20 protein-coding genes are annotated in these 26,996 nt (G+C 66.1%); 14 read left to right on the forward strand and 6 right to left on the reverse strand.

The genetic code is table 11. The annotated features are described in order from the left end of the window. The first annotated feature begins 322 nt into the window (after positions 1-322). The 4 genes from QPK27_RS01565 (at position 323) to QPK27_RS01580 (ending at position 5,756) form a co-directional block, all read left to right on the forward strand. Positions 323-1,330 (forward strand): adenosine deaminase, encoded by a 1,008-nt coding sequence (locus QPK27_RS01565; RefSeq protein ID WP_290416433.1) that lies wholly within the window; start codon positions 323-325, stop codon positions 1,328-1,330. Between the two features lie 21 nt (positions 1,331-1,351). Further along, a complete protein-coding gene (locus tag QPK27_RS01570) occupies positions 1,352-3,883 on the forward strand; it encodes an ABC transporter permease (protein WP_290416434.1) in 2,532 nt (843 codons plus the stop codon). A 115-nt stretch (positions 3,884-3,998) separates the two neighbouring features. After that, entirely contained in the window at positions 3,999-4,433 is a 435-nt protein-coding gene (locus QPK27_RS01575) for a group II truncated hemoglobin (RefSeq protein ID WP_290416435.1), read from the forward strand. A 3-nt stretch (positions 4,434-4,436) separates the two neighbouring features. Further along, the gene (locus QPK27_RS01580) at positions 4,437-5,756 is read left to right on the forward strand and encodes a DNA recombination protein RmuC (RefSeq protein ID WP_290416436.1); all 1,320 of its coding nucleotides are present in this window, start codon (positions 4,437-4,439) and stop codon (positions 5,754-5,756) included. A gap of 27 nt (positions 5,757-5,783) precedes the next feature. Here the strand turns inward: QPK27_RS01580 and QPK27_RS01585 are convergent, their stop codons facing one another. The 4 genes from QPK27_RS01585 to QPK27_RS01600 all read right to left on the reverse strand — a co-directional run bounded on the left by QPK27_RS01585 (position 5,784) and on the right by QPK27_RS01600 (position 12,752). Next, the gene (locus QPK27_RS01585) at positions 5,784-6,320 is read right to left on the reverse strand and encodes a transposase (protein ID WP_290416437.1); all 537 of its coding nucleotides are present in this window, start codon (positions 6,318-6,320) and stop codon (positions 5,784-5,786) included. Between the two features lie 129 nt (positions 6,321-6,449). Next, positions 6,450-8,342, reverse strand: coding sequence for a gephyrin-like molybdotransferase Glp (gene glp, locus QPK27_RS01590; protein ID WP_290416438.1), 1,893 nt, complete (start codon positions 8,340-8,342; stop codon positions 6,450-6,452). A gap of 6 nt (positions 8,343-8,348) precedes the next feature. Next, positions 8,349-9,458, reverse strand: coding sequence for a GTP 3',8-cyclase MoaA (gene moaA / locus QPK27_RS01595; RefSeq protein WP_290416439.1), 1,110 nt, complete (start codon positions 9,456-9,458; stop codon positions 8,349-8,351). 126 nt (positions 9,459-9,584) lie between these two features. Further along, positions 9,585-12,752 carry an Rne/Rng family ribonuclease gene (locus QPK27_RS01600; RefSeq protein WP_290416440.1) on the reverse strand — a complete coding sequence of 1,056 codons (3,168 nt, stop codon included), beginning with the start codon at positions 12,750-12,752 and terminating at the stop codon, positions 9,585-9,587. Positions 12,753-13,418: 666 nt separating this feature from the next. Between QPK27_RS01600 and QPK27_RS01605 the strand changes: the two genes are divergently transcribed. From QPK27_RS01605 to QPK27_RS01620, 4 genes are all read left to right on the forward strand, one after another. After that, on the forward strand, positions 13,419-14,399 hold the full coding sequence (locus QPK27_RS01605; protein WP_290416441.1) for an RluA family pseudouridine synthase: 981 nt from the start codon (positions 13,419-13,421) through the stop codon (positions 14,397-14,399). 105 nt (positions 14,400-14,504) lie between these two features. After that, positions 14,505-15,164, forward strand: coding sequence for an HAD-IIIA family hydrolase (locus QPK27_RS01610; protein WP_290416442.1), 660 nt, complete (start codon positions 14,505-14,507; stop codon positions 15,162-15,164). Positions 15,165-15,177: 13 nt separating this feature from the next. Beyond that, positions 15,178-15,555 carry a Rieske 2Fe-2S domain-containing protein gene (locus tag QPK27_RS01615; RefSeq protein WP_290416443.1) on the forward strand — a complete coding sequence of 126 codons (378 nt, stop codon included), beginning with the start codon at positions 15,178-15,180 and terminating at the stop codon, positions 15,553-15,555. Between the two features lie 32 nt (positions 15,556-15,587). Then, complete coding sequence (locus QPK27_RS01620; RefSeq protein ID WP_290416444.1) at positions 15,588-16,601, forward strand: S49 family peptidase; 1,014 nt, start codon at positions 15,588-15,590, stop codon at positions 16,599-16,601. Between the two features lie 338 nt (positions 16,602-16,939). On the opposite strand, the gene QPK27_RS01625 is transcribed toward QPK27_RS01620, so the two are convergent. Then, positions 16,940-17,335 carry a hypothetical protein gene (locus tag QPK27_RS01625; protein WP_290416445.1) on the reverse strand — a complete coding sequence of 132 codons (396 nt, stop codon included), beginning with the start codon at positions 17,333-17,335 and terminating at the stop codon, positions 16,940-16,942. 249 nt (positions 17,336-17,584) lie between these two features. Between QPK27_RS01625 and QPK27_RS01630 the strand changes: the two genes are divergently transcribed. The 3 genes from QPK27_RS01630 to QPK27_RS01640 all read left to right on the forward strand — a co-directional run bounded on the left by QPK27_RS01630 (position 17,585) and on the right by QPK27_RS01640 (position 20,691). After that, positions 17,585-18,301, forward strand: coding sequence for a pseudouridine synthase (locus QPK27_RS01630; protein ID WP_290416446.1), 717 nt, complete (start codon positions 17,585-17,587; stop codon positions 18,299-18,301). A gap of 173 nt (positions 18,302-18,474) precedes the next feature. Continuing rightward, positions 18,475-19,641 (forward strand): phospholipase A, encoded by a 1,167-nt coding sequence (locus QPK27_RS01635; protein ID WP_290416447.1) that lies wholly within the window; start codon positions 18,475-18,477, stop codon positions 19,639-19,641. A gap of 42 nt (positions 19,642-19,683) precedes the next feature. Continuing rightward, complete coding sequence (locus tag QPK27_RS01640; protein WP_290416448.1) at positions 19,684-20,691, forward strand: fumarylacetoacetate hydrolase family protein; 1,008 nt, start codon at positions 19,684-19,686, stop codon at positions 20,689-20,691. 393 nt (positions 20,692-21,084) lie between these two features. Here QPK27_RS01640 and QPK27_RS01645 read toward each other — a convergent pair whose 3' ends face one another. Continuing rightward, positions 21,085-21,831, reverse strand: a complete 747-nt coding sequence (locus tag QPK27_RS01645; RefSeq protein WP_290416449.1) for a hypothetical protein — start codon at positions 21,829-21,831, stop codon at positions 21,085-21,087. A 326-nt stretch (positions 21,832-22,157) separates the two neighbouring features. On the opposite strand from QPK27_RS01645, the gene QPK27_RS01650 reads away from it, so the two are divergent. The 3 genes from QPK27_RS01650 to flhA all read left to right on the forward strand — a co-directional run bounded on the left by QPK27_RS01650 (position 22,158) and on the right by flhA (position 26,970). Further along, positions 22,158-23,471: a glycosyltransferase gene (locus QPK27_RS01650; RefSeq protein ID WP_290416450.1), complete on the forward strand. Its 1,314-nt coding sequence runs from the start codon at positions 22,158-22,160 to the stop codon at positions 23,469-23,471. Between the two features lie 182 nt (positions 23,472-23,653). Beyond that, on the forward strand, positions 23,654-24,832 hold the full coding sequence (gene flhB / locus QPK27_RS01655; RefSeq protein ID WP_290416451.1) for a flagellar biosynthesis protein FlhB: 1,179 nt from the start codon (positions 23,654-23,656) through the stop codon (positions 24,830-24,832). A 26-nt stretch (positions 24,833-24,858) separates the two neighbouring features. Next, complete coding sequence (gene flhA / locus QPK27_RS01660; RefSeq protein ID WP_290416452.1) at positions 24,859-26,970, forward strand: flagellar biosynthesis protein FlhA; 2,112 nt, start codon at positions 24,859-24,861, stop codon at positions 26,968-26,970. The last annotated feature ends 26 nt before the right edge of the window (positions 26,971-26,996 follow it).

The raw sequence follows: 26,996 nt of genomic DNA on the forward strand, positions 1-26,996 counted from the left end.
ATTCAACGATAGAAAGTCGCGTTCTGCAGGTGCCGCGGCGGCGCCGCGAAGGGGCGGCGGAACGCGGCGTCCGGGCCGTCTCGGATGGGGCCGGCAGGCCGCTCGTGACCGCCTGTGTTTGACCTCATCGCCAGTCGATAGTGCACGAACTGTTCAACACGCGGCGCACGCGAATCGTGCATCGTGCACCGCTATCCTGCAAGCGAACGCGGCGCTGAAGCGCCGGTTTTCGCTCTGGCACGAGCCCTTTGCGCGCTTGGGTTACACTTGTCGGTCGTATCGAATCACCCGTATTTTTATTTGTATCTTGTTGGAGAAAACCATGCTCGACGAACGGCTGCGCACCCTGCTGCAGAACATGCCAAAGGCGGAATTGCACATCCATATCGAGGGCTCGCTCGAGCCCGAACTGATCTTTGCGCTCGCACAAAGAAACGGCGTAGAGCTGGCCTACCCCTCGGTCGAAGCGTTGCGCCAGGCCTACGCTTTCACCGATCTGCAATCCTTCCTCGACATTTACTATGCCGGCGCCAGCGTCCTGCTGACCGAACAGGACTTCTACGACATGACCGCCGCCTATCTGGCGCGCGCCCATGCCGACAACGTGCGCCATGCCGAGATCTTCTTCGATCCGCAGACCCATACCGCGCGCGGCGTACCGTTCGCGACCGTGATCAACGGCATCTGGCGCGCCTGCCAGGATGCGCCACTCAGCGCCAGCCTGATCATGTGCTTCCTGCGCCACCTGTCCGAGGACGAAGCGCTCGCCACCCTCGAAGAGTCGCTCCCTTACCGGGATAAATTCATCGGCGTCGGCCTCGATTCGTCCGAGGTCGGCCATCCGCCGGAAAAATTCGCGCGCGTGTTCGAACGCGCCCGCGCGCTCGGCCTGCGCCTGGTGGCGCATGCGGGCGAAGAAGGTCCGCCGGCGTATATCGAAAGCGCGCTCGACGTGCTCAAGGTCGAGCGCATCGACCACGGCGTGCGCAGCCTGGAAAGCGAGGAATTGACGGCGCGCCTGGCGCGCGAAGGCATGGCGCTGACCGTGTGTCCGCTGTCGAACATCAAGCTGCGCGTGTTCGACAAGATGGACAGCCACAACCTGCGTCGCCTGCTCGACGCCGGCCTGGCGGTGACCATCAATTCGGACGACCCGGCTTATTTCGGCGGCTACGTCAACGACAACTACATCGCCACCTTCGAAGCGCTGCCGCTCGACGCCGGTCACGCGCGCCAGCTGGCACGCAACAGCTTCGAAGCGGCCTTCGTCGACCCCGAACGCAAGCGCGCCTTCCTGGGCGAAGTCGACGCCTTCTTCGCCAACGCGTAAGTTTTTTAACAAGGACTCTTCATGTTCGTCCAGGCTCTTCGCATGACGGCGCGCGACTGGCGCGCCGGTGAGCTGCGCTTCCTGCTGGTGGCGCTGGTGGTCGCGGTGGCGGCGCTCACTTCCGTGAGCTTCTTCATCGACCGCATGCGTGCGGGCCTGGACCGCGATGCGCACCAGTTGCTCGGCGCCGACCTCCTGGTCAATGCCGACGACCCGGTGCGTGCAGAATGGCGGCAGGAGGCCGAACGGCGCGGCCTGCTGCTGGCCGATACCGTCACCTTCCCCAGCATGGCGCAGGCGGGCGAGGGCGACGACTCAATGGCCCAGCTGTCGTCGATCAAGGCGGTGTCGACCGGCTATCCGCTGCGCGGCCAGCTGACGGTCAGCCTTGATCCGGAAGCGGCCGCCGGTGCGCGTGGCGCGGCAACGCGCGCGGTGCCGCAACCGGGCACCGTGTGGGTCGACCCGAACCTGCTGCCGGCGCTGCGCGCCAAGGTCGGCGACACGATCGTGCTGGGCAACAGCCAGTTCCGCATCGCCCAGCTGATCGCCACCGAGCCGGACAAGGGCGCCTCGTTCGCCAACTTCGCGCCGCGCGTGATGCTGGCGCTGGGCGACCTGAAAGCCACCGGCCTGGTCGACGACTTCGCGCGCGTCACCTATCGCCTGCAGGTGGCGTCGACAGACCGCAACGACCTGGCCGCGGTGCGCGACTACGAAACCTGGCTGCGCGCGCAGATCCGTGACAACAACGTCAAGGGCGTGCGCATCGAGACGCTGGAAAGCGGGCGGCCCGAGATGCGCGCCACGCTCGATCGCGCCGGCCTGTTCCTGTCGCTGGTCGGCCTGCTGTCGGCAATGCTGGCGGCGGTCGCGGTGGCGATGGCGGCGCGCCGCTTCATGAGCCGCCACCTGGATGCCTGCGCCATGCTGCGCTGCCTGGGGCTGACCCAGAACCAGGTTGGCCTGCTGTACCTGACCGAGTTCGCGCTGGTCGGCCTGGCGGGCAGCGTGATCGGCGTCGCGGTCGGCTTCGGCGCCCACTTCGTGCTGCTCGAGATGATCGCCTCCCTGATCCGTACCGAGCTGCCGCCGGTGTCGATCCTGCCGGCGCTGCAGGGCGTGGCCACCGGCATGCTGCTGTTGCTTGGCTTTGCCCTGCCGCCGATCCTCCAGCTGCGCAACGTGCCGCACAACCGCGTGATCCGGCGCGAGCAGGGCGCGCCGCGGCCGGCCGCGCTGGCGACTTATGGACTGGGCGTGGGCGTGTTCCTGCTCCTGCTGCTGTGGCAAGCGGGGGACGCGAAGATGGCCTTGATGATCGCCGGCGGCTTCCTCGGCGGCTTCGCGGTGTTCGCGCTGGTGGCCTGGCTCTGTTTGCAGGGCTTGCGCCGCCTGCGCGGCAGTATCAAGCATCAGGGCTGGCGCTTCGCCGTCACCTCGCTGCAGCGCCGTCCCGGCGCCACCGTGGTGCAGGTGGTGTCGCTGGCGCTGGGCCTGATGGCGCTGCTGCTCTTGACCGTGGTGCGCGGCGACCTGATGGCGGCCTGGCGCCTGGCCACGCCGCCGGACGCGCCGAACCGCTTCGTGATCAACGTGCTGCCCGAGCAGAAGACCGGGGTCGAGCAGCAGCTGGTGGCGGCCGGCGTGAGCAAGCCCGTGCTGTTCCCGATGATCCGTGGCCGCCTGACGGCGGTGAATGGCAACCCGGTCACGCGCGACACTTACGACAACGACGAGGCGCGGCGCCTGGCCAACCGCGAATTCAACCTGTCCACCACCAATGCGCTGCCGGAAGCGAACGAGATCGTCGAAGGCAGCTGGTTCAAGGATGCGCCGGGCGTGGCCGAAGCCTCGGTCGAGCAGAGCATCCTGCAGCGCCTGAACCTGAAGCTGGGCGACACCATGCGCTTCGACATGGCCGGCCTGATCGTCGATGCGAAGATCACCAGCGTGCGCAAGCTCGAATGGGGCTCGATGCGCGCCAACTTCTTCGTCATCATCAATCCGGCGGCGATGGCCAATGCGCCGACCACCTACATGACGGCGTTCCACCTGCCGCAGGGCGGTTCGAACGTCGGCAATGCGCTCAGCCGCGCCTATCCGAACCTGACCGTGATCGACGTCTCGGGCATCATCCGCCAGCTGCAAGAGGTGCTGGACCAGGTGGTGACGGCGGTCGAGTTCCTGTTCCTGTTCACGCTCGCCTCGGGCGTGCTGGTGCTGTATGCGGCGCTGATGGGATCGCAGGCCGAGCGTACCCGCGAAGCAGGGCTGCTGCGCGCGCTGGGCGCCACGCGCCAGCAGCTGGCGCAGGCGCAGCGCATCGAGTTCGTGCTGGTCGGCGGCCTGGCCGGCCTGCTGGCGGCCAGCGGCGCGGCGGCGCTGGGCTGGGCGCTGGCGACGTACCAGTTCAAGTTCCCGTGGGTGTTCGAGCCGGGCGTGTGGCTGGCCGGGCTGGTGACGGGCGCGCTGTGTGCCATCGTCGGCGGCTGGTTCGGCCTGCGCGGGGTGCTGCGCCAGCCGCCGCTGCAGACGCTGCGCGAAGCGTAGGGTTGGCGGCTCGGCCGCCGACGCGTTCAACCGGCATTCGATCCGCCACGCGGTTTGCATGCGTGATTCGAACGCGTCGGCAGCGTAGCTGCCAACCCTACGCTATCATGGCGGGATGTCCGAACACACTACCGAATCGACGGCCGGCGCCGACGCAGCGCAGGCCGAACCCAAGACCCTGTACGAGATCATGGGCGGCGCCGAGCGCCTGCGCGAGCTGGTCGACCGCTTCTATGACCTGATGCAGCTGGAGCCCGATTTCGCCGGCATCCACGCCATGCACCCCGTCCCCAACGACAGCTCGCGCGAGAAGCTGTTCATGTTCCTGTCCGGCTGGATGGGCGGGCCCGACCTGTTCGTCGAGCGCTACGGCCATCCGCGCCTGCGCGCGCGCCACCTGCCGTTCGCGATCGGCACCAAGGAGCGCGACCAGTGGCTGCGCGCGATGGCGTGGGCGATGGAAGACCTGGGCTACGACGACGCGCTGCGGGTGCGCATGATGAACGCGTTCTTCAATACCGCCGACTGGATGCGCAACAAACCCGACTGACCGATGACGACCGCCGAAATCCTGATCCTGCTCGGCCTCGCGGTCGTGATCGCACTGCTGGTCCTGCTCCTGCTGCGCCAGCGCAGCAACGGGGACGGCAACCATGTTGAACGCCTCGAGCGCGAACTGCGCCAGGAACTGCAGTCCAGCGCCCAGTCCACGCGCCAGGAACTCAATGGCGCGCTGGCCCAGTACCACGCGGCGTCGGTCCAGCAGTTCGACAGCATGCGCCACCAGATGCAGCTGCAGTCGAGCGGCGGACGCGAAGAACAGGCGCGCGCACTGAAGCGCTTCGCCGACACGCTGCAGCAGACGCTGGCGAACCTGACCGAATCGAACGCCCAGCGCATGCTGGAAGTGCGTAACACGCTGGAAACCAAGATCCGCGACCTGCAGGGCGACAACGCCCGCCGTCTGGAAGAGATGCGTCAGACGGTCGACGAAAAGCTGCACGCCACGCTCGAGACGCGTCTGTCGGAATCGTTCCGCCAGGTGTCCGAGCGGCTGGAAAAAGTGCACCAGGGCCTGGGCGAGATGCAGCAGCTGGCGATCGGCGTGGGCGACCTGAAGCGCGTGCTCACCAACGTCAAGACCCGCGGCACCTGGGGCGAAATGCAGCTCGAGATGCTGCTCGAGCAGGTGCTCACGGTCGACCAGTACGCCAAGAACGTGGAGACCGTGGCCGGGTCGAATGCGCGCGTCGAATTCGCGATCCGGCTGCCGGGGGTGGTCGACGGCGGCGCGCCACTGTGGCTGCCGATCGACGCCAAGTTCCCGAAGGAGCAGTACGAGCGCCTGCTGGCGGCGGCCGACGAGGGCGACGCCGACGGCGTGGCGCGCGCCGGCGCCGAGCTGGAACGCGCGGTGCGCAATGAAGCGCGCACCATCTGCGACAAGTACGTCTCGCCGCCGCAGACCACCGACTTCGCGATCCTGTTCCTGCCGACCGAAGGGCTGTATGCCGAAGTGATGCGCCGCCCCGGCCTGGCCGACGAGCTGCAGCGCACGCTGCGCGTGACCATCGCCGGCCCGTCGACCTTGAGCGCCTTGCTCAACAGCCTGCAGATGGGTTTCCGCACCTTAGCGCTGGAAAAGCGCTCGTCCGAGGTGTGGCAGGTGCTGGGCGCGGTGAAGACCGAGTTCACCAAGTTCGGCGACGTGCTGGCTACCACCAAGGCGACGCTGGAAAAGGCCGCCAAGAACATCGAAAGCGCCGAGGTGCGCAGCCGCCAGATGGCGCGCAAGCTGAAATCGGTGGAAGCCTTGCCGAGCGAGGCGGCGCAGCTGATGCTGGGGCCGGACGGGTTGGAGCGGGACGAATGATGTGGCGGCTGGCCGGGGGCTTCTGCCTTACTCCAACATCATTTGCCGCGCCAAATCCGTCCCACCCCAATCCGCCGGATAAATTCCTGCATCCACATACCGTTTGAATGACGAATACGGCCATGCTGCGGCATCGGCGCTCAATCCGTGCTTGACCGGATTGTAATGAATGTAATCGACATGCTTTTCCATGTCATGTTCATCGCGGATCCGGTGTTCCCAGTATTTGCGTTGCCAGATGGGCGACTCGCGCCGACGACGCTGGGCAGTTGTCAGGTTGAAGTCGCCGTGCGAGTCCCGGCACGCAAACGACACGTGGTGTTTGATTTGCGACCAACGCGTAGCGAAGTTGACGTCGCCGTCGGGCAGGGTCCAGATGCAATGCAGATGATCCGGTAACAAGACAATGGCATCGAGCCGGAAGGGCAGGTGGGCACGTACGCGTTCGAAGGCCGCGCGCAGAGCGATACGAATCGACTCGTCGCACAGGATCGGGCGGCGGCGGTAGGCGACGACAGTGAAGAAGTAGGTGGTGCCATCGAGGGCACGGCGGTAGCGGGCCATGCAGGCATCGTAGAGAGCCGGTTGCCAATACCGATGTGACAGATCAAACGTGCGTTGAACGCGTCGGCGGCATAGCCGCCAACCCTACGGTAGGGTTGGCGGGTCCCCCGCCGACGCGTTCACCGAACGTTAGAACAGCCCTTCGAACGGCAAAATATCAACCATATCGCCCGCCGCGACGTTGCCCTGCTCGTCATGCAAGACAACCATGCAATTCGCCTCCGACATCGAGCGCAGGATACCCGACCCCTGCGACCCGGTAATGCGCACTTCCGGCACCCCATCCGCTCCACGCGCCACGATCCCGCGCTGGTACTCGGTGCGTCCCGCCTTCTTGCGGATCGCGCCGCTGGAGCGCGCGCGCAGCAGCGGCAGCGGCGCCTCGGCGCCCATCATGCGCAGCAGCGCTTCGCGCGCGAAGAAGTAGAACGAGACCATCACCGCCACCGGATTGCCCGGCAGCCCGAACAGGAAGGCGCTGCGCCCGTTGGAATGGATACGTCCGAACGCCAGCGGACGGCCCGGGCGCATGCCGATCTTCCAGAACGTGACGTCGCCCAGTTGCGCCATCACCTGCTTGGTGTAGTCGGCGGCGCCGACCGAGACGCCGCCCGAGGTGACGATGGCGTCGGCGTTCTCGCAGGCGGTGCGTAATGCGTCTTCCAGTGCTTGCGGGCTGTCGCGCACGATGCCCATGTCGATGATCTCGCAGCCCAGGCGCTGCAGCATGCCGTAGATGGTGTAGCGGTTGCTGTCGTAGACGCAGCCTTCGCCGAGCGGCTCGCCGATCGAGCGCAGCTCGTCGCCGGTCGAGAAGAACGCCACGCGCAGGCGCCGCTGCACCGGCACTTCGGCAAAGCCGAGCGAGGCCACCAGGCCGAGATCGGCGGGACGGATGACGCGGCCTGCCTTCAGGGCCGCGCTGCCGGCGGCCAGGTCTTCGCCGGCCAGGCGGCGGTTGTCGCCGGCGCGGATCACGCCGGCGCGCAGGGTGATGCTGTCGTCGCCGACGCTGTCGGCGAACTCCTGCGGCAGCACCGTGTCGCAGCCGGACGGCATCACGCCGCCGGTCATGATGCGCACGCATTCGCCGGGGCCGGCGATGACGCCGCTCGGGCGGCCGGCATACACCGTGTCGACCACCTTGAAGCCGGCGCTGCCGTCCGCCGGCAGGTCGGCGCCGCGCAGGGCGTAGCCGTCCATCGCCGAGTTGTCGTGGGCCGGCACGTTGATCGGCGAGACGATATCGCGCGCCAGCACCCGGCCCAGCGATGCGCGCAGCGCCACCATCTCGACCGCGCGCACCGGCTGCACGAACTGCCCGATGATGCGCTGGGCGTCGCGCACGCTCAGCGCGTCGGGATCGTAGCCGCTGATGCAGCTGGCGACCTGGGACAGGCTTTGCGCGCCGGCCGCGGTGTCATCCATCTGCTGCAGCTCTTCCGGTGTATTGATATTGCGGAAGGCGTCGCCGTCCTCGAACAGCACCTCGACCGATTTCAGTTCGCGGTGCCAGCCGTCGACGCGGCGTCCGCCGCCTTCTAGGTAGGCCGCCAGTTCCGGCAGGCGGCTGGCGCGCACCAGGCAGAACACCGGGTGCGGCTGCACGCGCATGCCCGGCTCCTGGGTCGCGGCATAGGCGACGTCGGCGTCGTTGTCTTGCAGCGCCGCCAGCAGGCGCTGCGCCAGGTCGGGCGGCAGGAAGGGCGAGTCACAGGGCACGGCCAGCAGGAACGGCGTGGCGCAATGGGCCAGCCCGGCGGCGAGGCCGGCCAGCGGCCCCGCGTATTCAGGAACCCCGTCCGGCGATTCGTCCGGCAGCACCATGGCGCCAAAGGCGCGGTAGGTGTCGAGGTTGCGATTGGCGCTGATCGCCAGCGGCCCGACCTGCGGGCGCAAACGCGCCAGCACGTGTTCCACCATCGTTTTGCCGCGCAACGGCTGCAGCCCCTTGTCGACATTGCCCATGCGCGAGCCGCGGCCGCCCGCCAGCACCAGTCCGCTGATCGATCCAGTATCCATGTTTTTTTATCCGCCAATATAGGACATTTCGACCCGGCGCGCGCCGGGCTCCATTGGCGCCATATCTGCCGTGCGCGTCTCGGAATAACGGTCGGCGCGGCCGCGCCACAGCTGGGCGATGGCGCTGCCGATCTCGAGGTCGTCGCGCCCTTCGCGCAGCAGCGCGCGCAGGTCGTGGCCGCGGGTGGCGAACAGGCAGGTGTACAGCTTGCCCTCGGTCGACAGCCGCAGGCGCGAGCAGTCGCCGCAGAAGGCCTGGGTGACGCTCGAGATCATGCCGACTTCGCCGTCGCCGTCGAGGTAGCGCCAGCGGGTGGCGGTTTCGCCGCTGTAGTTCGGGTTGAGCGGCGCCAGCGGCAATTCGGCCGCGATGCGGCGCACCACGTCGCCCGACGGCACCACCTCGGCCATGTTCCAGCCGTTCGACGCGCCAACGTCCATGTATTCGATGAAGCGCAGGATGGTCGGCGAGCCCTTGAAGTGGCGCGCCATCGGCAGGATCTGGTCGTCGTTGGTGCCGCCCTTGACCACCATGTTCACCTTCACCGGCCCCAGGCCGACGGCGTGGGCGGCGTCGATCCCGTGCAGCACGTCGGACACCGCAAAGTCGACGTCGTTCATGCGCTTGAACACGGCGTCGTCGAGCGCGTCGAGCGACACCGTCACGCGATCGAGACCGGCGTCTTTCAATGCCCGCGCCTTGCGCGCCAGGATCGAACCGTTGGTGGTGAGCGTGAGGTCGAGCGGACGGCCGCTCGGGGTCGGAAGCGCGCGCAGCATGGCGACCAGGCGCTCCAGGTTCTTGCGCAGCAGCGGCTCGCCGCCGGTCAGGCGCAGCTTTTCGACGCCATGCGCCACGAACAGGCGCGCCACGCGCGTGATCTCCTCGAACGACAGCAGGTCGCCGTGCGGCAGGTATTGGTAGTCCTTGTCGAACACTTCCTTCGGCATGCAATACACGCAACGGAAATTGCAGCGGTCGGTGACGGAAATGCGCAGGTCGTGCAAGGGACGGCCGAGCGCGTCGCTGAGCAGGCCGGTGGGCGCCGCCAGGGTTGCCGGAATTTTCATTGCCGGCGAGCGCAAGTCGTTGATCGGGATGATTTTTTCGGACATTTCGTTACGATAGCACGGGCGCTGTTCGGCTGCCGGTGAAGAACAAAAAAGGAAGCCGGCGGCTTCCTTTTGGAGACAACTTGCGCCCGGCGTGCTGCCGGGCGCATTTGCGGACCTGCGCTGCTGTTACTGGCGGGTATCCACCTGGATCAGCGGCTCGTCCACCGGCGCTGCGACCGGCTTGCGGGCACGGCCGACGCGGCGTGGGGTGACCACCTGGGCTGCGGCTTCACGCGCCGCAGCCAGCTTTTCCGGATCGGTCGAGGCCAGTTGCAGACCGGCCTTGGACAGCATGTCGCTCAGGTCGGCAGGCGCTTCGACAGCGGCAGGAGCAGGGGCAGGAGCAGGAGCCGGAGCAGGAGCCGGAGCAGGTGCTGGCGCAGCCGACACGGCTGGCGCTGCTGCCGGAGCCGGTTCCACAGCGACGGCGGCAACAGGTTCCACCACCCGTGCAGCTTCGACAACCGGAGCCGGCTGGATTTCGGCAGCCTGGGCTAGCGGAGCAGCTTGCTCGACTGGCGCGGCGGCGACCGGCGCCGGTTCGGCGACGACCGCTGCAGCAGCAGGTGCAGCAACAGGTGCAGGTGCAGCAGCTTGCTCTGCAGCACGCGCAGCGGCGATCGACGCAGCAGTCGGGAACATGCCTTGGAACACGTTGTCCGCTGCCGGCGCGGCTGGCGCAGGTGCTGGAACAGCGGCAGCCATCGACGCCGCGGTCGGGAACGGCCATGGGCCCGGCTCGCCCTTCGCGTCGGCGTGGCGCGCCGGCTTGGCCTTGCCGGCTTTGGCGGCGGCAGCGACTTTCGCAGCTTCCTCATCCGCAACCGGCGTAAATGCCGGGGCGAACGCCGAAGCTTCCTCGTTACCGTCGATCGCGTCGACGCCTTCCACACCGTCGCGGTCGCGGCGGTTGCGGTTGCGGCCGCCGCGGCGGCGGCGGCGGCGCGGCTCGTCGCCCTCGGCCTCGCTTTCTTCACCGTTCGGGCCGATCGTGGTGACCGACTTGACGACTTGCTGCACGACTTCCTGGGTGCCTTCCGGACCGCTGGTGGTCACGGCGACGGTGGCGCTGGCCACCGTCTGGGTGACGTTGACTTCGTCCAGCTTGGCTTCGATCGCCTGCGTGGTGCGCTCATGGCGTTCGGTGCGCTCGCGCGGCTGGCGCGGCTGGCGTTCCTTGCGCTCGCCACGTTCGGCACGTTCCGGACGCTCGCCGCCTTCGACGCGCGGTGCGGCCTCGGCCTGCTCGCGCGGCTCGCGGCCTTCACGCGGCTGGCGTGGCGGACGCGGCTGGCGCGGCGGACGGCCTTCGCTTTCCGGCGCCTTGGCGACGTCCTCGGTCAGCGCGGTCTTGGCGACGGGTTCACGTTCTTCACGCTCGCGGCCGCCTTCGCGGTTGCCTTCGCGGTTGCCTTGTTTAGGACCACGGCCGTTCTGGCCATTCTGACCGCCACGGCCGTTGCGCTGGCCGCGGCCATTGCGTTCTGCAGCGGCAGGAGCGGCCGGCTTTTCAGTCACGACCGGTGCCGGAGCCGGCGCCGCTTCTTCCGGTGCACCCATGAAGAAGTCGCGCAGGCGGGCGAAGAAGCCCTTCGGCGCCGGGGCCGGTGCCGGCGCGGCCGCTGCAGGAGCGACGGCTTCGACCGGCTTGGCCTTGGCCGCTTCGCTGCGGTCCACCATCGGGGCCGGCTGGGCCGGGGTGATGGTCTTGACCACGGCTTCCTGGCGCGGTTTCTGTTCTTCCTTCTGGCGCTTGGCGTACGCCATGTCGGTGTCGGCCGATTCCGCCATGGTGTAGCTGGCGTGGGCGTCTTCCAGGCGCGGATCGTCGTGCTTGATGCGCTCGAGCTTGTAGTGCGGGGTGTCCAGATGCTTGTTCGGGATCAGGATCACGGTGATGCGGTGGCGGTTCTCGATCTTGAGCACTTCGCCGCGCTTTTCATTCAGCAGGAACGCTGCGACGTCGACCGGCACCTGCACGTGGATCGCGGCCGAGTTTTCCTTCATCGCCTCTTCCTGGATGATGCGCAGGACTTGCAGGGCCGAGGATTCGGTATCGCGGATGTGACCGGTGCCCGAGCAGCGCGGGCAGGTCACGTGCGAGCCTTCCGACAGCGACGGACGCAGGCGCTGGCGCGACAGTTCCATCAGGCCGAAGCGGGAAATCTTGCCCATCTGGACGCGGGCGCGGTCATGGTGCAGGGCGTCCTTCAGGCGCTGCTCGACTTCGCGCTGGTTCTTGGCCACTTCCATGTCGATGAAGTCGATCACGATCAGGCCGCCCAGGTCGCGCAGGCGCAGTTGGCGGGCCACTTCGTCGGCCGCTTCGCAGTTGGTGTTGAAGGCGGTGGTCTCGATGTCCGAGCCGCGCGTGGCGCGCGCCGAGTTGACGTCGATCGACACCAGCGCTTCGGTGTGGTCGATCACGATCGCGCCGCCCGATGGCAGCGGCACGGTGCGCGCGTAGGCGGTTTCGATCTGGTGTTCGATCTGGAAACGCGAGAACAGCGGCACGTCGTCGCTGTAGCGCTTCACGCGGTGCGCCATGTCGGGCATCACGTGGCTCATGAACTGCTGGGCCTGGTCGTAGATCTCGTCGGTGTCGATCAGGACTTCGCCGATGTCGGGCTGGAAGTAATCGCGGATGGCGCGGATCACGAGCGACGATTCCTGGTAGATCAGGAAGGCGCCGGCGGCCGACTTGCCGGCGCCTTCGATCGCGCGCCACAGCTGCATCAGGTAGTTCAAGTCCCACTGCAGTTCTTCGACGGTACGGCCGATGCCGGCGGTGCGGGCGATCACCGACATGCCTTGCGGCAGGTCGAGCTTGTCCATGGTTTCGCGCAGTTCCTGGCGTTCTTCGCCTTCGACCCGGCGCGACACGCCGCCGCCGCGCGGATTGTTCGGCATCAAGACCAGGTAGCGGCCGGCCAGCGAGATGAACGAGGTCAGGGCCGCGCCCTTGTTGCCGCGTTCCTCTTTCTCGACCTGGACCATGATTTCCTGGCCTTCGCGCAGCGCTTCCTTGATGGTGCAGTTGCGCACGTCGACGCCGTCACGGAAATACGAGCGGGCGACTTCTTTGAAGGGGAGGAATCCGTGGCGGTCTTCGCCGTAGGAGACGAAGCAGGCTTCGAGGGAGGGTTCGATGCGGGTGATGACACCCTTGTAGATATTCGACTTGCGTTGCTCGCGACCGGCGGTCTCGATATCGATGTCGATCAGTTTCTGGCCGTCGACAATCGCTACGCGCAGCTCCTCTTGCTGCGTAGCGTTAAACAACATACGTTTCATTTTTATAAACTCCGCGACCCGTGGGCCGTGTGATGGCCGCCCTTGCGGGCGGCGCAGCTACAGGGATGTACGCGGGGAAGGGAGCGAAGGAGGGGGTATGCCCGGGCGTGCGGCACGGCGACGCGAAAGCGTCGCTGCCGCCACGGGGCGCAAATGGGGCCGAACGTCATTGCCATGCACGCCGCGACCTGCACTGGCCGCCTGCCACCACGTTGGGGTTGGCACAGCGGAGCGAGGGGGTGTGCAACAACTAATCCGGCCGATGCCAGCGAACATCCAGGACCTGGAGGCGATCAGACAGCCTTGCTTCAGGTCTTCAGGATGGTCCTGCATCAGGTCGGACGAAACCGACAAGCGTTATCGACACCATCAACCGGCGAGCAGTCTTATGAACATGCTTGCCGGTACTTATCCTTACGAATCCAAACAATCCAATCCTGCATCATTGCGCGCAACCCGATTACAACTGCAGGTGCAACCCTGATTCGCGCAAGGATGTGCGTACACGTTTTTCTCCATCGAATTTGCACTCCGGCGGGGCCGATGGAGCGCGCCCCTGTGTAAAATATCGTTTTAATTCTTACACCAGCAGAGGTTTGACCGCCGCCTGTCGATTATATATTCAAAATGAAGGACTTAGAGAGAATTTCTGGGAAGACAGAGAGAATGGCAAAGCAAAATGATGGGCTTCCCCCTTCATCCCCACAGGCATTGCAGGCGCAGTTCGTCACAATTGACGAAGAAGAAGCCGGCCAGCGCATTGATAATTATCTGTTGCGCGTATGTAAAGGTGTGCCGAAGAGCCATATCTACCGCATCCTGCGTTCGGGCGAGGTGCGCGTCAACAAGGGACGCATCGACCAGTTGTACCGGCTCGCCGCCGGCGACCTGGTGCGCATCCCGCCGATTCGGATTGCCGAAAAAACAACACAGCAGGCAGCCCCGGGTGCCGAATTCGAGGTCGTGTTCGAGGATGCGCACCTGCTGGTCATCAACAAGCCGGCCGGCGTCGCCGTGCATGGCGGCTCGGGCGTGTCGTATGGCGTAATCGAGCAACTGCGCGCCGCGCGGCCGCAGGCCAAGTTCCTGGAACTGGTGCACCGGCTCGACCGCGAGACGTCCGGCCTGCTGCTGATCGGCAAGAAACGCAGCGCACTGACCAACCTGCACGACCAGATGCGCGACGGCACCACCGACAAGCGCTATTTCGCGGCCGTCCACGGCGACTGGCACAACAAGCGCCAGCACGTGAAACTGCCGCTGCATAAATACACGACTGCCGATGGCGAAAAGCGGGTGGTGGTGCAGGCCGGCGGCCAGGAAGCGCACACCATTTTCAACTTGTTGCGCAAGTGGCAAGACTTCGCCCTGCTCGAAGCCGAGCTGAAGACCGGCCGCACACACCAGATCCGGGTGCACCTGGCATCCAGCGGCTTCCCGATCCTGGGCGACGAGAAATACGGCGACTTCCCGCTCAACAAGCAGTTGCAGAAGGCGGGCGAGGGTCGTGGCGCGCTCAAGCGCATGTTCCTGCATGCGCACCAGATCACGTTCACCCATCCGGACAGCGGCGAGCGGATGACCTTGCGGGCGCCGATGCCGGCCGAATGCGAGCGATTCTTGGTAAGCTTGGGGCGCCCGGCGTAGGGGCGCCCGGCGTAGGGGCGCCCGACGTAGGGCCACTTGTCGCGTAAGCGATGCTCGCGTGACCATTCAATAATAGGGGACCGGCGGCACGACCGCCGTTAGATAATGCCAAGAAAACAATTTGACCTGATCGTGTTCGACTGGGACGGCACGCTAATGGACAGCACTGCCGCCATCGTGCGCTGCATCCAGTCGGCGGCGCGCGACCTGAGCCTGCCGGTGCCGAGCGACGCCTCGGCGGCGCACGTCATCGGCCTCGGCCTGTCGGAAGCGATGCAGGCGGTGATGCCCGATATCGCCCCGAGCATGTATCCGCGCATGGTCGAACGCTACCGCTATCACTTCCTGACCAAGGATCATGAACTGGTGCTGTTCAACGGCGTTCGCGAGATGTTGGCCGATCTTGCCGGAGAGGGCTATTTCCTGGCGGTGGCCACCGGCAAGAGCCGGGTCGGCCTCAACCGGGCGCTGAACGCGACCGGCCTGCTGTCGACCTTCGACGCTACCCGTTGTGCCGATGAGACATTCTCCAAGCCCCATCCGGCCATGCTGCAGGAGCTGACCCGCGAGCTCGGCCAGGACTTGCGCCGCACCGTCATGATCGGCGACACCACCCACGACCTGATGATGGCCAACAATGCCGGCGCCCATGGCGTAGCGGTCGAGTTCGGCGCGCATCCGGTGGCGCAGCTGCAAGCCTGCCGACCGCTGTTTTCGGCCCGTTCGATCCCCGAGCTGCATGCCTGGCTGCTCGAAAACGCCTGATGCGTATTCCTCGATGAATGCAGAAGCGGGCCTGTTCGTGTGCGATGGCGGCGACTTGCAGGATGGCGGCAAGGGCGTGCGGTTTCCCGTGCGCGCCTTCGGCCAGGCCGCGACCGGCTTCGTGGTGCGCTACCAGGGAAAAGCGTATGGCTACCTGAACCGCTGCGCCCACGTTCCGGTCGAGCTCGATTGGAAGGAGGGGCATTTTTTCGAGTCCAGCGGCACGACCCTGATGTGCGCCACCCATGGCGCCGTCTACGCGCCCGAAAGCGGCCGCTGCACCGGCGGTCCGTGCCGCGGCGGGCGCCTGCATCCGATCGCCGTGCACGAAACCGAGGGCAGGATATACTGGGTGCCTGACGGACAGTTCCAGCCAATTTGCCGGAAATGAGCGTCCGTCGCTTTTGACCATCCACGGACTTTATGAGTGACCATACCGGCATTGACCATCCTGGCGATCATCCATCCGAGCACCGCCTCGCGTCCAACCCGACGGTGAGCAACTGGGAACGCGAAACCCTCGAAAAACTGGTGTTCGCCACCGTCCAGGAGCGGCGCGCCGCGCGCCGCTGGAGCATTTTCTTCAAACTCAGTTTCCTGACCGTGGCGCTGCTGGCGCTGTGGGCCTATTACGACTTCAACTTCGCCAGCACCGACTCCGAAAACCTGGGCCGTCACACGGCGCTGATCGAAATTAACGGCGAGATCGAAGCAGAAGGCAGCGGCGCGGCCGATACCGTGATCCCGTCGCTGAACAAGGCGTTCTCGGACCCCGGCTCGGCGGCGGTGGTGCTGCGCATCGACAGCCCCGGCGGCAGCCCGGTGCAGGCCGGCATCATCGTCGACGAAATCCAGCGCCTCAAGCGCGGCTATCCGGACAAGCCGCTGTACGTGGTGGTGGACGAGATCTGCGCCTCGGGCGGCTACTACATCGCGTCGGCGGCCGACCGCATCTACGTCAACAAGGCTTCGATCGTCGGCTCGGTCGGGGTGCTGATGGACAGCTTCGGCTTCACCGGCACCATGGAAAAGCTGGGCATCGAGCGGCGCCTGATGACGGCCGGCGAGAACAAGGGTTTTCTTGACCCGTTCAGCCCGCAATCCGACAAGCACAAGCAGCACGCCCAGGCGATGCTCAACGAGATCCACCAGCAATTCATCGCGGTGGTGCGCGCCGGCCGCGGCAAGCGCCTGAAGGAAACTCCGGAAACCTTCTCCGGCCTGTACTGGACCGGCGCCAGGGCGGTCGACATGGGCCTGGCCGACGCCTTCGGCACCGTGGACACGGTAGCGCGCGACATCGTCAAGGCCGAGGACATCGTCGACTATACGGCGCACGAAAATCTGCCGGAACGGGTGCTGAAGAAATTCGGCGCCGCGGTGGGCGAGAGCGCGGTCAAGGCGGCCTATCACGGCGCGGTGCCCACCTTGCGCTGAAGACGCTTATATGGCGTAAGCTTGGTCTGTGCGACATTGCCCAGCAATTATTTTCCAGGTTTTCTTGAACCAGGTCTTGAACTATGCAGACAGTAGACTATAGTGAACACCGTAGCCGCTGCCGCAGCGGCCACGCGGGGCAAGTCCCCGCAGGCCCGGACGGGAAACGCTAGCCGCCGCACCGCGGTGCGGCTTTCGAGAGAATTCCATTCCTCACAGTTGTGCATTCCCCGGACGGTACCCTCCAGCGGGAACGAAAACGACGGCCTCGGCCGTCGTTTTCATTTGGCAGCGTCCTTTTCATTCGTGGCGGCGTCGGTCGGACGCCGGCCGTGATCTCAGTTGCAGGCGCCGCACTGCTGGACGTCGCCATCCGCGGCCGGACGCGGCTGGGCGTCAGGCGCGCACAGCGGCGCCGAGTCCGGTACCGGCGCCGCCATCGGCGGCTGCCACATGGTCGGCTGGCGCAGCGGCGGCAGTTCTTCGTGCTGCGCGAAGCCGCCGCACTCGAGCCACATCTGGTGCTCGCGCTGGATGCGGTCGAACCAGGCGCTGCGTCGCGGCTGCGGTTCGCATTGCGGCGCCGGCGCCGACGGGATTGAGCCGCCGCGCCAGCGCGCCAGCGCCAGCCGGGTCGGGAACAATGCCGCATGGTCCTTGGCGAGACGCTGGCGCGCGCACAACGCATCCAGATCGAGGGGCTTTCCATTTGCAGTATCGAGATGATCGTTCACGGTATTTCCTGTTCTCTGGCTAAGCGGATGGCTTACGCGGTGTCTTACTCGCTGTCTTACCCGGTGTCTTACTATTTAGTAAGGAATTCGCTGTTCGGTTAGGCGGATTCCTAATGTGTTGAAGTCTATCAATCGGAAACCAGTGAGGTTTGACGCTGCGCAAACGAGCGCATGGCTGCGATCCCAACAGTTTTGATGGGTAAACCCGCGACTTTCACCGAACCGGCCCTTCTGATACAGTCTCGGCCCATGAGTAAATTATCCCTGGACCGTATCCTGCAATCGCAGGGTTTCGGCACCCGCAAATACTGCCGCGCCCTGATCGAGGACGGCGACGTCGCCGTCAACGGCGCCATCGAAGACAACTACAAGGCCACGTTCGACACCGGCGACCTGGTATTGACGGTGTTCGACGAGGAATGGCGCTACCGCGAGCACGTGTACATCGCGCTGTACAAGCCGGCCAATTTCGAATGCTCGCGCAAGCCCAGCCACCACCCCGGCGTACTGACCCTGCTGCCCGAGCAGTTCAGCTGGCGCGAAGTGCAGCCGGTCGGCCGCCTCGACCACGATACCACCGGCCTGCTCTTGATGTCGGACGACGGCCCCTTCATCCACGCCCAATCGTCGCCCAAGCGCCACGTCCCCAAGGTCTACCAGGCCACCACCGCCGAGCCGGTGACCGAGGCGCTGGTGCAGAAACTCCTGAGCGGTGTGCAGCTGCACGACGAACCGGCGCCCCTGAAGGCGATTTCGTGCCTACAGCGCGGCGAACACCAGCTCGAGATCGTGCTGGAGCAGGGCAAATACCACCAGGTCAAGCGCATGCTGGCCGCCGCCGACAACCATTGCAGCGCGCTGCACCGTTCCCAGATTGGCGGCCTGACGCTGGCGTCGCTTGGCCTGAAAGAGGGCGAATGGTGCTTCCTGGAGCGCGAGCAGCTCGACCTGCTGGTGCCGGGCTGACATCCGTCTTCTGCAGTCCGCCTGCAACATCCATGAAGTCAATGGCGCACGTTTGAGCAAGCTCAACATGCGTATTTGCAATACGTGCGCCATCAATAACAATTTTCCGCGACACTCCGTGGCGACGGCGCCGGGTACCGGCCGCCGCATGAACGCTTTTTAGAACAACAACCATGCACCTCAATCGCCCGAGACTCCCGCACTGCCTGACCCTGATTCCACTGCTGCTGGCCCTGCCGGCACTGGCCCAGACCGCCCCGCAAGCCCCGCAATCGCTGGCCGACTGCACCCCGCTGCTGGACAACGTCCAGCGCCTGGCCTGCTTCGACCGCGTCGCCGCCCAGGCCGCCGGCACCGCCGCGACCACCGCTGCCGCCACCGACCCGGGCGCCGCCTCGGCGGTCGTGGCCGCTGCGCCCGCCGCTCCGGCCGCGGTGCCGGCCGTGCCGACCACCAATCCGTCCGCCGGCAGCGCCTTCGACGCGCCGCGCAACAGCGCCATCGACCATACCGCCTCGGTCGATCCGACGGTGCAGGCCGCCGCCGAATACACGCTGAGCAGCCACTGGGAACTCGATCCGCGCGACAAGCGCGGCGTGTTCAAGTTCCGGCCGCACCGCCCGAGCTACCTGATCGCCACCCGCACCCATCGTCCGAACGAAGCACCGTACCGCGAATTCTTCGACGGCTTCGACGACAACGAGGGCCTGTCGAAGGCCGAGCTGGAATTCCAGCTCAGCTTCAAGATGAAGCTGATCGAGACCCTGTTCGAGCAGCCGGTCGACGTCTGGTTCGGCTATACCCAGAACAGCTTCTGGCAAGCCGCCAACCACGAAGCGTCCAGCCCGTTCCGCGAAACCAATTACCAGCCCGAAATCATGGCGACCATGCCGTTGAATTTCGCCGTGCTGGGCACCAACGTCAAGTTCCTGAACCTGGGCTTCGTGCACCAGTCGAACGGCCAGTCGTCGACCCTATCGCGCAGCTGGAACCGGTTCTACGCCCAGGTCGGCCTGGAGCGCGGTCCGCTGACCATGACCGGCAGGTTGTGGAAACGGGTCAATGAATCGCTGGAAGACGACAACAACCCGGACATCATCGACTACATGGGCCGCTTCGAGCTGGAAGGCAATTACCGCCTGGCTGGCGGCCATGAAATCAACGCCCTGGTGCGCCGTAACTTCAGCACCGACAAGGGCGCGGTCCAGGTCGGCTGGGCGTTCCCGCTGGCCGGCCCGGTCAAGGGCTACGTGAACGCTTTCTCCGGATATGGCCAGAGCATGATCGACTACAACTACTTCCAGCGCAGCCTCGGCCTGGGCATTGTGGTCAAGTACTGAGCCGGATCGTAGAATGGCGGGTCATCCTTTTAGACCCGCCTCATGAAACTCGCCACCCTCGACGACGGCACCCGCGACGGCCAGCTGGCCGTGGTGTCGCGTGACCTGAAAACCGCCCACCTGGCCGACGCCATCGCGCCCACCCTGCGCGCGGCGCTCGACGACTGGGCCTTCATCGCCCCACAACTCGACGCCCTGTACCGCCTGCTCAACGAAGGCAGGCACGAGGGCCAGGCGCGCCGGCCGTTCGACTTCGATCCGGCGCGCTGCCTGGCCCCGCTGCCGCGCGCGGCGCGCCACGTGCAGGGCGTCACCTATCTGAACCATCCCGAGCTGGAAGCGCGCGCCAATGGCGCCGAGCTGCCGTCCGCCTGGCGCGACGAGCCGCCGCTGCGCGAACGCGCCGCCGACGGTTTTCTCGGTCCGCTGCAGGACATCGTGCTGGCGCGCGAGGAGTGGGGCGTCGATTTCGGTCCCGGCGTGGCGGTGCTCACCGGCGATATCGCGGCCGGGGCGACGCCGGACGCGGCCCACGGCCAGATCCGCCTGCTGTTGCTGTGCAACGACATTAGCTTGCGCAACCTGGCGCCCGGGATCACCGGTAGTGGCTGGGACTGGCTGGCGGCACAGCCGGCCACCGCCTTCGCTCCGGTGGCCGTCACCCCGGACGAACTGGGCGCATCCTGGCGCGGCGGCAAGGCCGACCTGCCGCTGCGCGTGACCTCGAACGGCAACGGCGTCGGTCAGCTGGAAGCGGGGGAGGACATGGCGTTCGGCTTTGCGCAGCTGCTGGCCACTTTGTGCCGCACCCGCGCCATCGGCGCCGGCACCATTGTCGGCTCGGGCGTGGTGTCCAACCGCGCCGGACGGCGCAGGACGCCGGGCTACGCCAGCATCGCCGAGCAGCGCTGGCTCGAGACGATCGAGGGCGGGGCGGCGGTCACGCCGTTCATGCGCTTCGGCGACATGGTGCGCATCGAGATGCTGGACGAAGCCGGCAAATCGCTGTTCGGCGCGATCGAGCAGACGTTCAGGCGCCCGGAAGCCTGAAGTCGGCTCAGCCTTAGCGCGGATCGCTCCAGAACTGGCCGTCGGGCCGCCCGCGCAGGTCGACCTCGACCGGGCGGCTGACGCGGCGCAGGGCGTCGGCGCGCAGCAGGCGCCCGTCCGGCTCGTGCAGCCGGTACCACAGCAGGGCCACGCCGGACAGGTGCAGGCGCTCGCCGGTGAACAAGTTGTCGCGCACCAGCGTCAGGCCTTCCAGGCGCAGGTCGACGTCCAGCACCAGCGCGCCGGCGCTGCGTTCGGCCAGGCCGAGGTAGCGCGCCGCCGTGAACAGCGGACTCTTGTCGCTCGCTTCGCCGGCGCGCAGCGATTCGTGGAAGGCGTCGGCCGCCTTCAGTTGCGCGTTGGCGCCGCTCGCCACTGCCGCCAGTTCCTTTTTCAGCTCGCCCTTGGCGCCATCGGCCAGCGCCTGCAGCGCGGCCACGTGCGCCGCCAGCACGCCGCGCTGTTCGCCCAGCAGGCGCACCCGTTCCAGCAGACGGGCGTGGCGCTCGAGATCGAGTTCGCCCATATAGCCGTCGCCCAGGCCGGCCAGGCGACCCGGGCAGTTGCGCGCCATGGCGCTGGCGAACAGGGCCTGCGCAGCGTCGCCGTAGGCGATGCCGGCAGCGTGGCGTCGCGCTTGAACAGGGCGGCGACATCCGCGCCGGCGCGCAGCAGCACGGTCGGGGCGGTAAGCCAGGCCAGCGCCGGCGCCAGGCTGCCGGTGCGCGCCGCCGGCGTATGGCGTTCGATAGTGCGCGCCAGTTCGCGGTTGCGCAGCGCCAGCTCTTCGCTCATGCGTCCCAGCGCGGCGTCGACCGTGCGCGCCGCCACGGCTCCTTGCGCCGCGGCCGGGTCGTACAGCACCACGCGCCGGTCCTGTGGCAGCACCGCGCACAGTTCGCTCGCCAGTTCCAGCGCCAGGTCGAAGGCGCGCGCCAGGCCGGCGGCGCCGAACTGGCGCGTGTCGACGGCGCCGGCGAGCGGCCTGGCTTGCGCCGGCGGCAGCCGCGCCAGCAGTTCGGCGCGCTCGGCTTCGGCCAGCGCCTGGCGCGTTTCAGCTTCCAGCAGCCGCGCCCTGGCCTCGAGCAGCTCGGGCGAGGGCGCCGTCTGGGCCAGCGCCGGGGCATAGAGTGCGCTCATGCATAGGGCGATGCTGTATATGTACGGCTGCAATCTTTTAACGAAATGCATCAGCGTCTCTTTCTACCCGAATCAGGTGAAATCTCTCCAAATTCCACTGGAGAAAGATGTAACAAATTGTGCAGAAATAGTAGGAGAAGTTTCTGAACAATTGATTGTGAGATCGCAATCTCTCTAGAATTGTCGAATTGTTCCTGCACAATCAAGGGCTTGCGAAAGGCAGTATTGAAATTCTTTCAATTCCATAATCGGATTTGGTGCGGTGCACGATTGGCCGTTGGCTCAAAAGAAATGCGATAGAATTGACGAGTTAACAAAGTGGTTCTATGAGTATTATTAACCTGCCATTAGCCGGCCTCGAAATCGGCTTTGCCACATCGCTGATCTGTTCGCTGCTGCTCGTGCTCACCACGCGCTGGCACGGCCGCTACTCGCTCGACGCCACCCGCGGCGTGCAGAAATTCCACATCACCCCGACGCCGCGTATCGGCGGCGCCGCCATCATGACCGGCCTGTGGCTGTGCCTGTGCTTCATGCCGGCTCCGCAGCAGGAACTCCTGTTGCCGGTGCTGCTGGCCGCCTTGCCGGCCTTCGTGTTCGGCCTGGCCGAAGACCTGACCCGCAACGTCTCGGTGCGCGCACGCCTGCTGGCCACCATGGCCAGCGGGGCGGTGTGCTGGTTCCTGACCGGCGTCACCCTCGATCACACCGGCCTGGCGCCGCTCGACGCGCTGCTGGCCTGGCTCCCGTTCTCCGTCTTGTTTACCGCCTTCGCCGTGGGCGGCGTGGCCAATGCCGTCAACATCATCGACGGTTTCAACGGCCTGGCCAGCGGCACCGTGATCATCGGCTTCGGTGCGCTGGGCCTGATCGCGCAGAACGTGGGCGACGTGCACCTGGCCCAGCTGTGCTTCGCGATCTGCGCCGTCACTGCTGGCTTTTTCCTGGTTAATTTCCCTTACGGCAAGCTGTTCCTCGGGGACGGCGGCGCCTACCTGCTCGGCTTCCTGCTGGCCTGGCTGTCGGTGATGCTGGTCTACCGCAATCCGTCGGTGTCGGCCTGGGCGCCGCTGCTGGCCTGCGCCTATCCGGTGTTCGAGACCGTGTTCACCATCGCGCGCCGCCTGTGGTGCCGCCGCCATCCGGGCCTGCCGGACAGCTGGCACCTGCACAGCCTGGTCAAGACCGCGATCACGGCGCGCTACCTGCGCCGCCTGCCGGCGCCGCTGCGCAACGCCTGCGTGTCGCCGGTGTCGTGGAGCATCGCGCTGGTGCCGGCCTTGCTGGCCGTGAACCATCCGTCCGCGCCGGACGTGCTGGTGCAGGGCGCCGTGGCCAGCTTCCTGCTGTACCTGGCCGTGTATGGCCTGGTAGCGATGGCCTGGCATGCGCGCCGGCGCCAGGCGCTGCCGTCCGCCGCCATGGCGCTGGAACGCGCCAGCGTCGCGCCGCTGGTGCCGACCACGGTGGCGCAGGTGCAGATGCCGACGCCGGTGCTGGCCAAGCAGGCCGCTCCGCTGGGCGCCCCCGCCATCGTCGCCATTCGCAACGCATCCCACAACGCCGCCAACGGCGCCAACGGCCTGGCCGAGATCCAGCGCGAAGCGCCCGTCACCGCCTTCGTGCGCCGCCGCATGTAAGGCCGCAGGCGCCGGCCCCGGCGCTCGAGCGGCGAACAGCGCCGCAATCCCCTTCCTGTTCTTTTTGTAGCTTTACGGCAATCCCGGCGATAATCCTGTTCGCGCTCGCATGGGTCATGCGTCGCCTGGCGTAGCCATGCGGTATAACAGCGCTTTTCACGGTGCACGGAAGGGGGACGGCGATGTCGGAAGATAGCGACGCAGAAAAGACAGAAGACGCAAGTCCCAGAAGAATCGAGAAGGCGCGCGAGGAAGGCGACGTTCCGCGCTCGCGCGAACTGGCCACCTTCGCGGTCCTGATGACCGCCGGCGCCTGCCTGTGGGCGTTCGGCGGGATGCTGGTGGAAACCCTGGGCCGTGCCCTGAAATCGGGTCTCAGCCTGGACCGTGAGCAGGTTTACAACCCCGCCATCCTGATCGAGCGCGTGTTTAACGACATCGTGGCCGTGATGCTGGCCTGCCTGCCGATTGCCGGCGCCATCATGCTGATCGCCCTGGTCTCGCCGCTGCTGATCGGCGGCTGGCTGTTTTCCAGCAAGGCGTTCATGCCGAACATCATGAAGCTGAACCCGCTCAAGGGCATCGGCAATATGTTTTCCAAGAATGCCCTGGTCGAGCTGGTGAAGGCGATCGCCAAGACCATCGTGGTCGGCATCGTGGCATATATCGTGATCAGCGGCCAGAAGGAAGCGATGCTGGGGCTGGCGGTCGAGCCGCTCAACGAAAGCAGCGCCCACGCGCTGGGCATGATCGCCAGATCCTTCCTGTTCATCGTCGGCGCGCTGGGCGTGATCGCCCTGATCGACGGCCCGTATCAGATCTGGCACTGGAATAACAAATTGAAAATGACGCGCCAGGAAATGATCCAGGAATCGAAGGAATCGGACGGCAATCCTCAGATTAAAGGGAAGATTCGCCAGATGCAGCGCGAAATGGCCCGGGGCCGGATGATGCAAAATGTCCCTACTGCTGATGTGATCGTGACCAACCCGACCCATTACGCAGTGGCGCTGAAGTATGCCGAGGGTCAACGCGGCGCGCCGATGGTGGTGGCGAAGGGTATCGACGACATTGCCGCCAAGATCCGCGAACTGGGCGCGGAGCACAAGGTGGCGATGCTGGAAGCCCCCCCGCTGGCCCGTGCGCTGTACCAGCACGTGGACATCGACGAGGAAATCCCGGAAAAGCTGTACTCGGCAGTGGCGGAAGTGCTGGCCTATGTCTACCAGCTACGCGCCTACAAGAAAGGCGAGGGCGACTATCCGGATCGCCCCAAGAAGTTGAAAGTGCCTGACGAGCTGGACCCGCTGAACCCCGCCGCTTCGGCACCGAAGCCGCGGCCCGATGCCAACGAAACTTGACGAAGATTAGAGACGGAGCGAACTGAATGGCAAATAGCATGAAACTGCCTGGCTGGATGAGTGGACTTGCAGGCCGCGGCGGCGCCGCGGCGGCGCCGCTCCTGATCATCATGCTGCTCGCGATGATGATCCTGCCGCTGCCGGCGTTCGTGCTCGACGTGTTCTTCAGCTTTAATATCGCGCTGTCGATCATCGTGCTCCTGACCGCGCTGTACACGGTCAAGCCGCTCGACTTCCTGGCGTTCCCGGCGATCCTGCTGGTCTCGACCATGCTGCGCCTGGCGTTGAACGTGGCGTCGACCCGTATCGTCCTGACCGAAGGCCACACCGGCGGCGCCGCTGCCGGCAAGGTCATCGAGGCCTTCGGCCACTTCCTGATCGGCGGTAACTATACCGTCGGTATCGTCGTCTTCATCATCCTCACCATCATCAACTTCAGCGTCGTCACCAAGGGCGCCGGCCGTATCGCCGAAGTCGGCGCGCGCTTCGCCCTGGACGCGATGCCGGGCAAGCAGATGGCGATCGACGCCGACCTGAACGCCGGCCTGATCGGCGAAGCGGAAGCGCGCAAGCGCCGCTCGGAAGTGGCGCAGGAAGCCGAATTCTATGGCGCGATGGACGGCGCCTCGAAGTACGTGAAGGGCGACGCCGTCGCCGGCATCATGATTACCATCATCAACATCATCGGCGGCCTGATCGTCGGTGTGGTGATGCACGACCTGGCCTTCGGCGAAGCGACCAAGGTCTATACCCTGCTGGCCATCGGTGACGGCCTGGTGGCCCAGATTCCTTCGCTGATCATCTCGATCGCGGCCGGTATGGTGGTGTCGCGCGTGGCCAACGACGAAGACGTCAGCTCGCAGCTGACCAACCAGCTGCTCAAGCGTCCGGAAGCCCTGTACATCACCGCCGCCATCATCGGCGGCCTGGGGCTGATCCCGGGCATGCCGAACCTGGTGTTCCTGCTGCTGGGCGGTTCGCTGGCGGCCGGCGGCTACTTCATCTCGAAGAAAGCCAAGGACAAGCCGGCCCAGGAAGCGGCGGCGGCCACCGAGGCGGCGGCGCAGGCGGCCACCCAGGCCCCTGCCGAGAACGAAGAAGCGACCTGGCAGGACGTGATGCCGGTCGACACCCTGGGCCTGGAAGTGGGCTACCGCCTGATTCCGCTGGTCGACAAGAACCAGGGCGGCGAGCTGCTCAAGCGCATCAAGGGCATCCGCAAGAAGTTCGCCCAGGAAGTCGGCTTCCTGGCGCCACCGGTGCACATCCGCGACAACCTGGAACTGAAACCGTCGGCCTACCGCATCACCCTGAAGGGCGTGGAGGTGGGCAGCGGCGAAGCGCTGAACGGCCAGTTCCTGGCGATCAACCCGGGCATGGCCAGCGGCACGCTGCCGGGCCTGGTCACCACCGATCCGGCCTTCGGCCTGCCGGCGATCTGGATCGAAGCGTCGCTGCGCGACGAAGCGCAGAGCATGGGCTACACCGTGGTCGACGCCGGCACCGTGGTGGCGACCCACCTGAACCACCTGATCACCCAGCACGCCTCGGAACTGCTGGGCCGCATGGAAGTGCAGGCGCTGCTCGACCACCTGGGCAAGGAAACCCCGAAGCTGGTGGAAGACCTGGTGCCGAAAGTCGTCTCGCTGTCGACCCTGCAGAAAGTGCTGCAGAACCTGCTGTCGGAAGGCGTGCACATCCGCGACATGCGGTCGATCATCGAAGCGCTGTCGGAGCACTCGACCATGACCCAGGATCCGGGCGAACTGACCGCCGTGGTGCGCGTCGCCCTGGGCCGCGCCATCGTCCAGCAGCTGTTCCCGGGAGAGAACGAACTGCCGGTGATGACCCTGGACAACCGCCTCGAGCGTCTGTTGATGCAGGCGATGGGCGCCGGCGGCGACGGCACCGGCATCGAACCGGGCCTGGCCGACACCATCGCCCAGCAGGCGGCGCACGCTGCCCACCAGCAGGAGCAGATGGGCCACAGCGCCGTGCTGCTGGTGCCGGCGCCGCTGCGCGTGCTGCTGTCGCGCTTCCTGCGCCGCGCAGTGCCGACACTGAAGGTGCTGTCGCATGCCGAAGTGCCGGAAACCAAGACCATCCGCGTGACCAGCCTGGTCGGCGTGCCGATGTGATCAATAAAGGGCGGTGCATGTGCACC

Source organism: Massilia sp. YIM B02443 (genome assembly GCF_030411955.1).
In the GTDB taxonomy this organism is placed as follows: Bacteria; Pseudomonadota; Gammaproteobacteria; order Burkholderiales; family Burkholderiaceae_D; genus Telluria.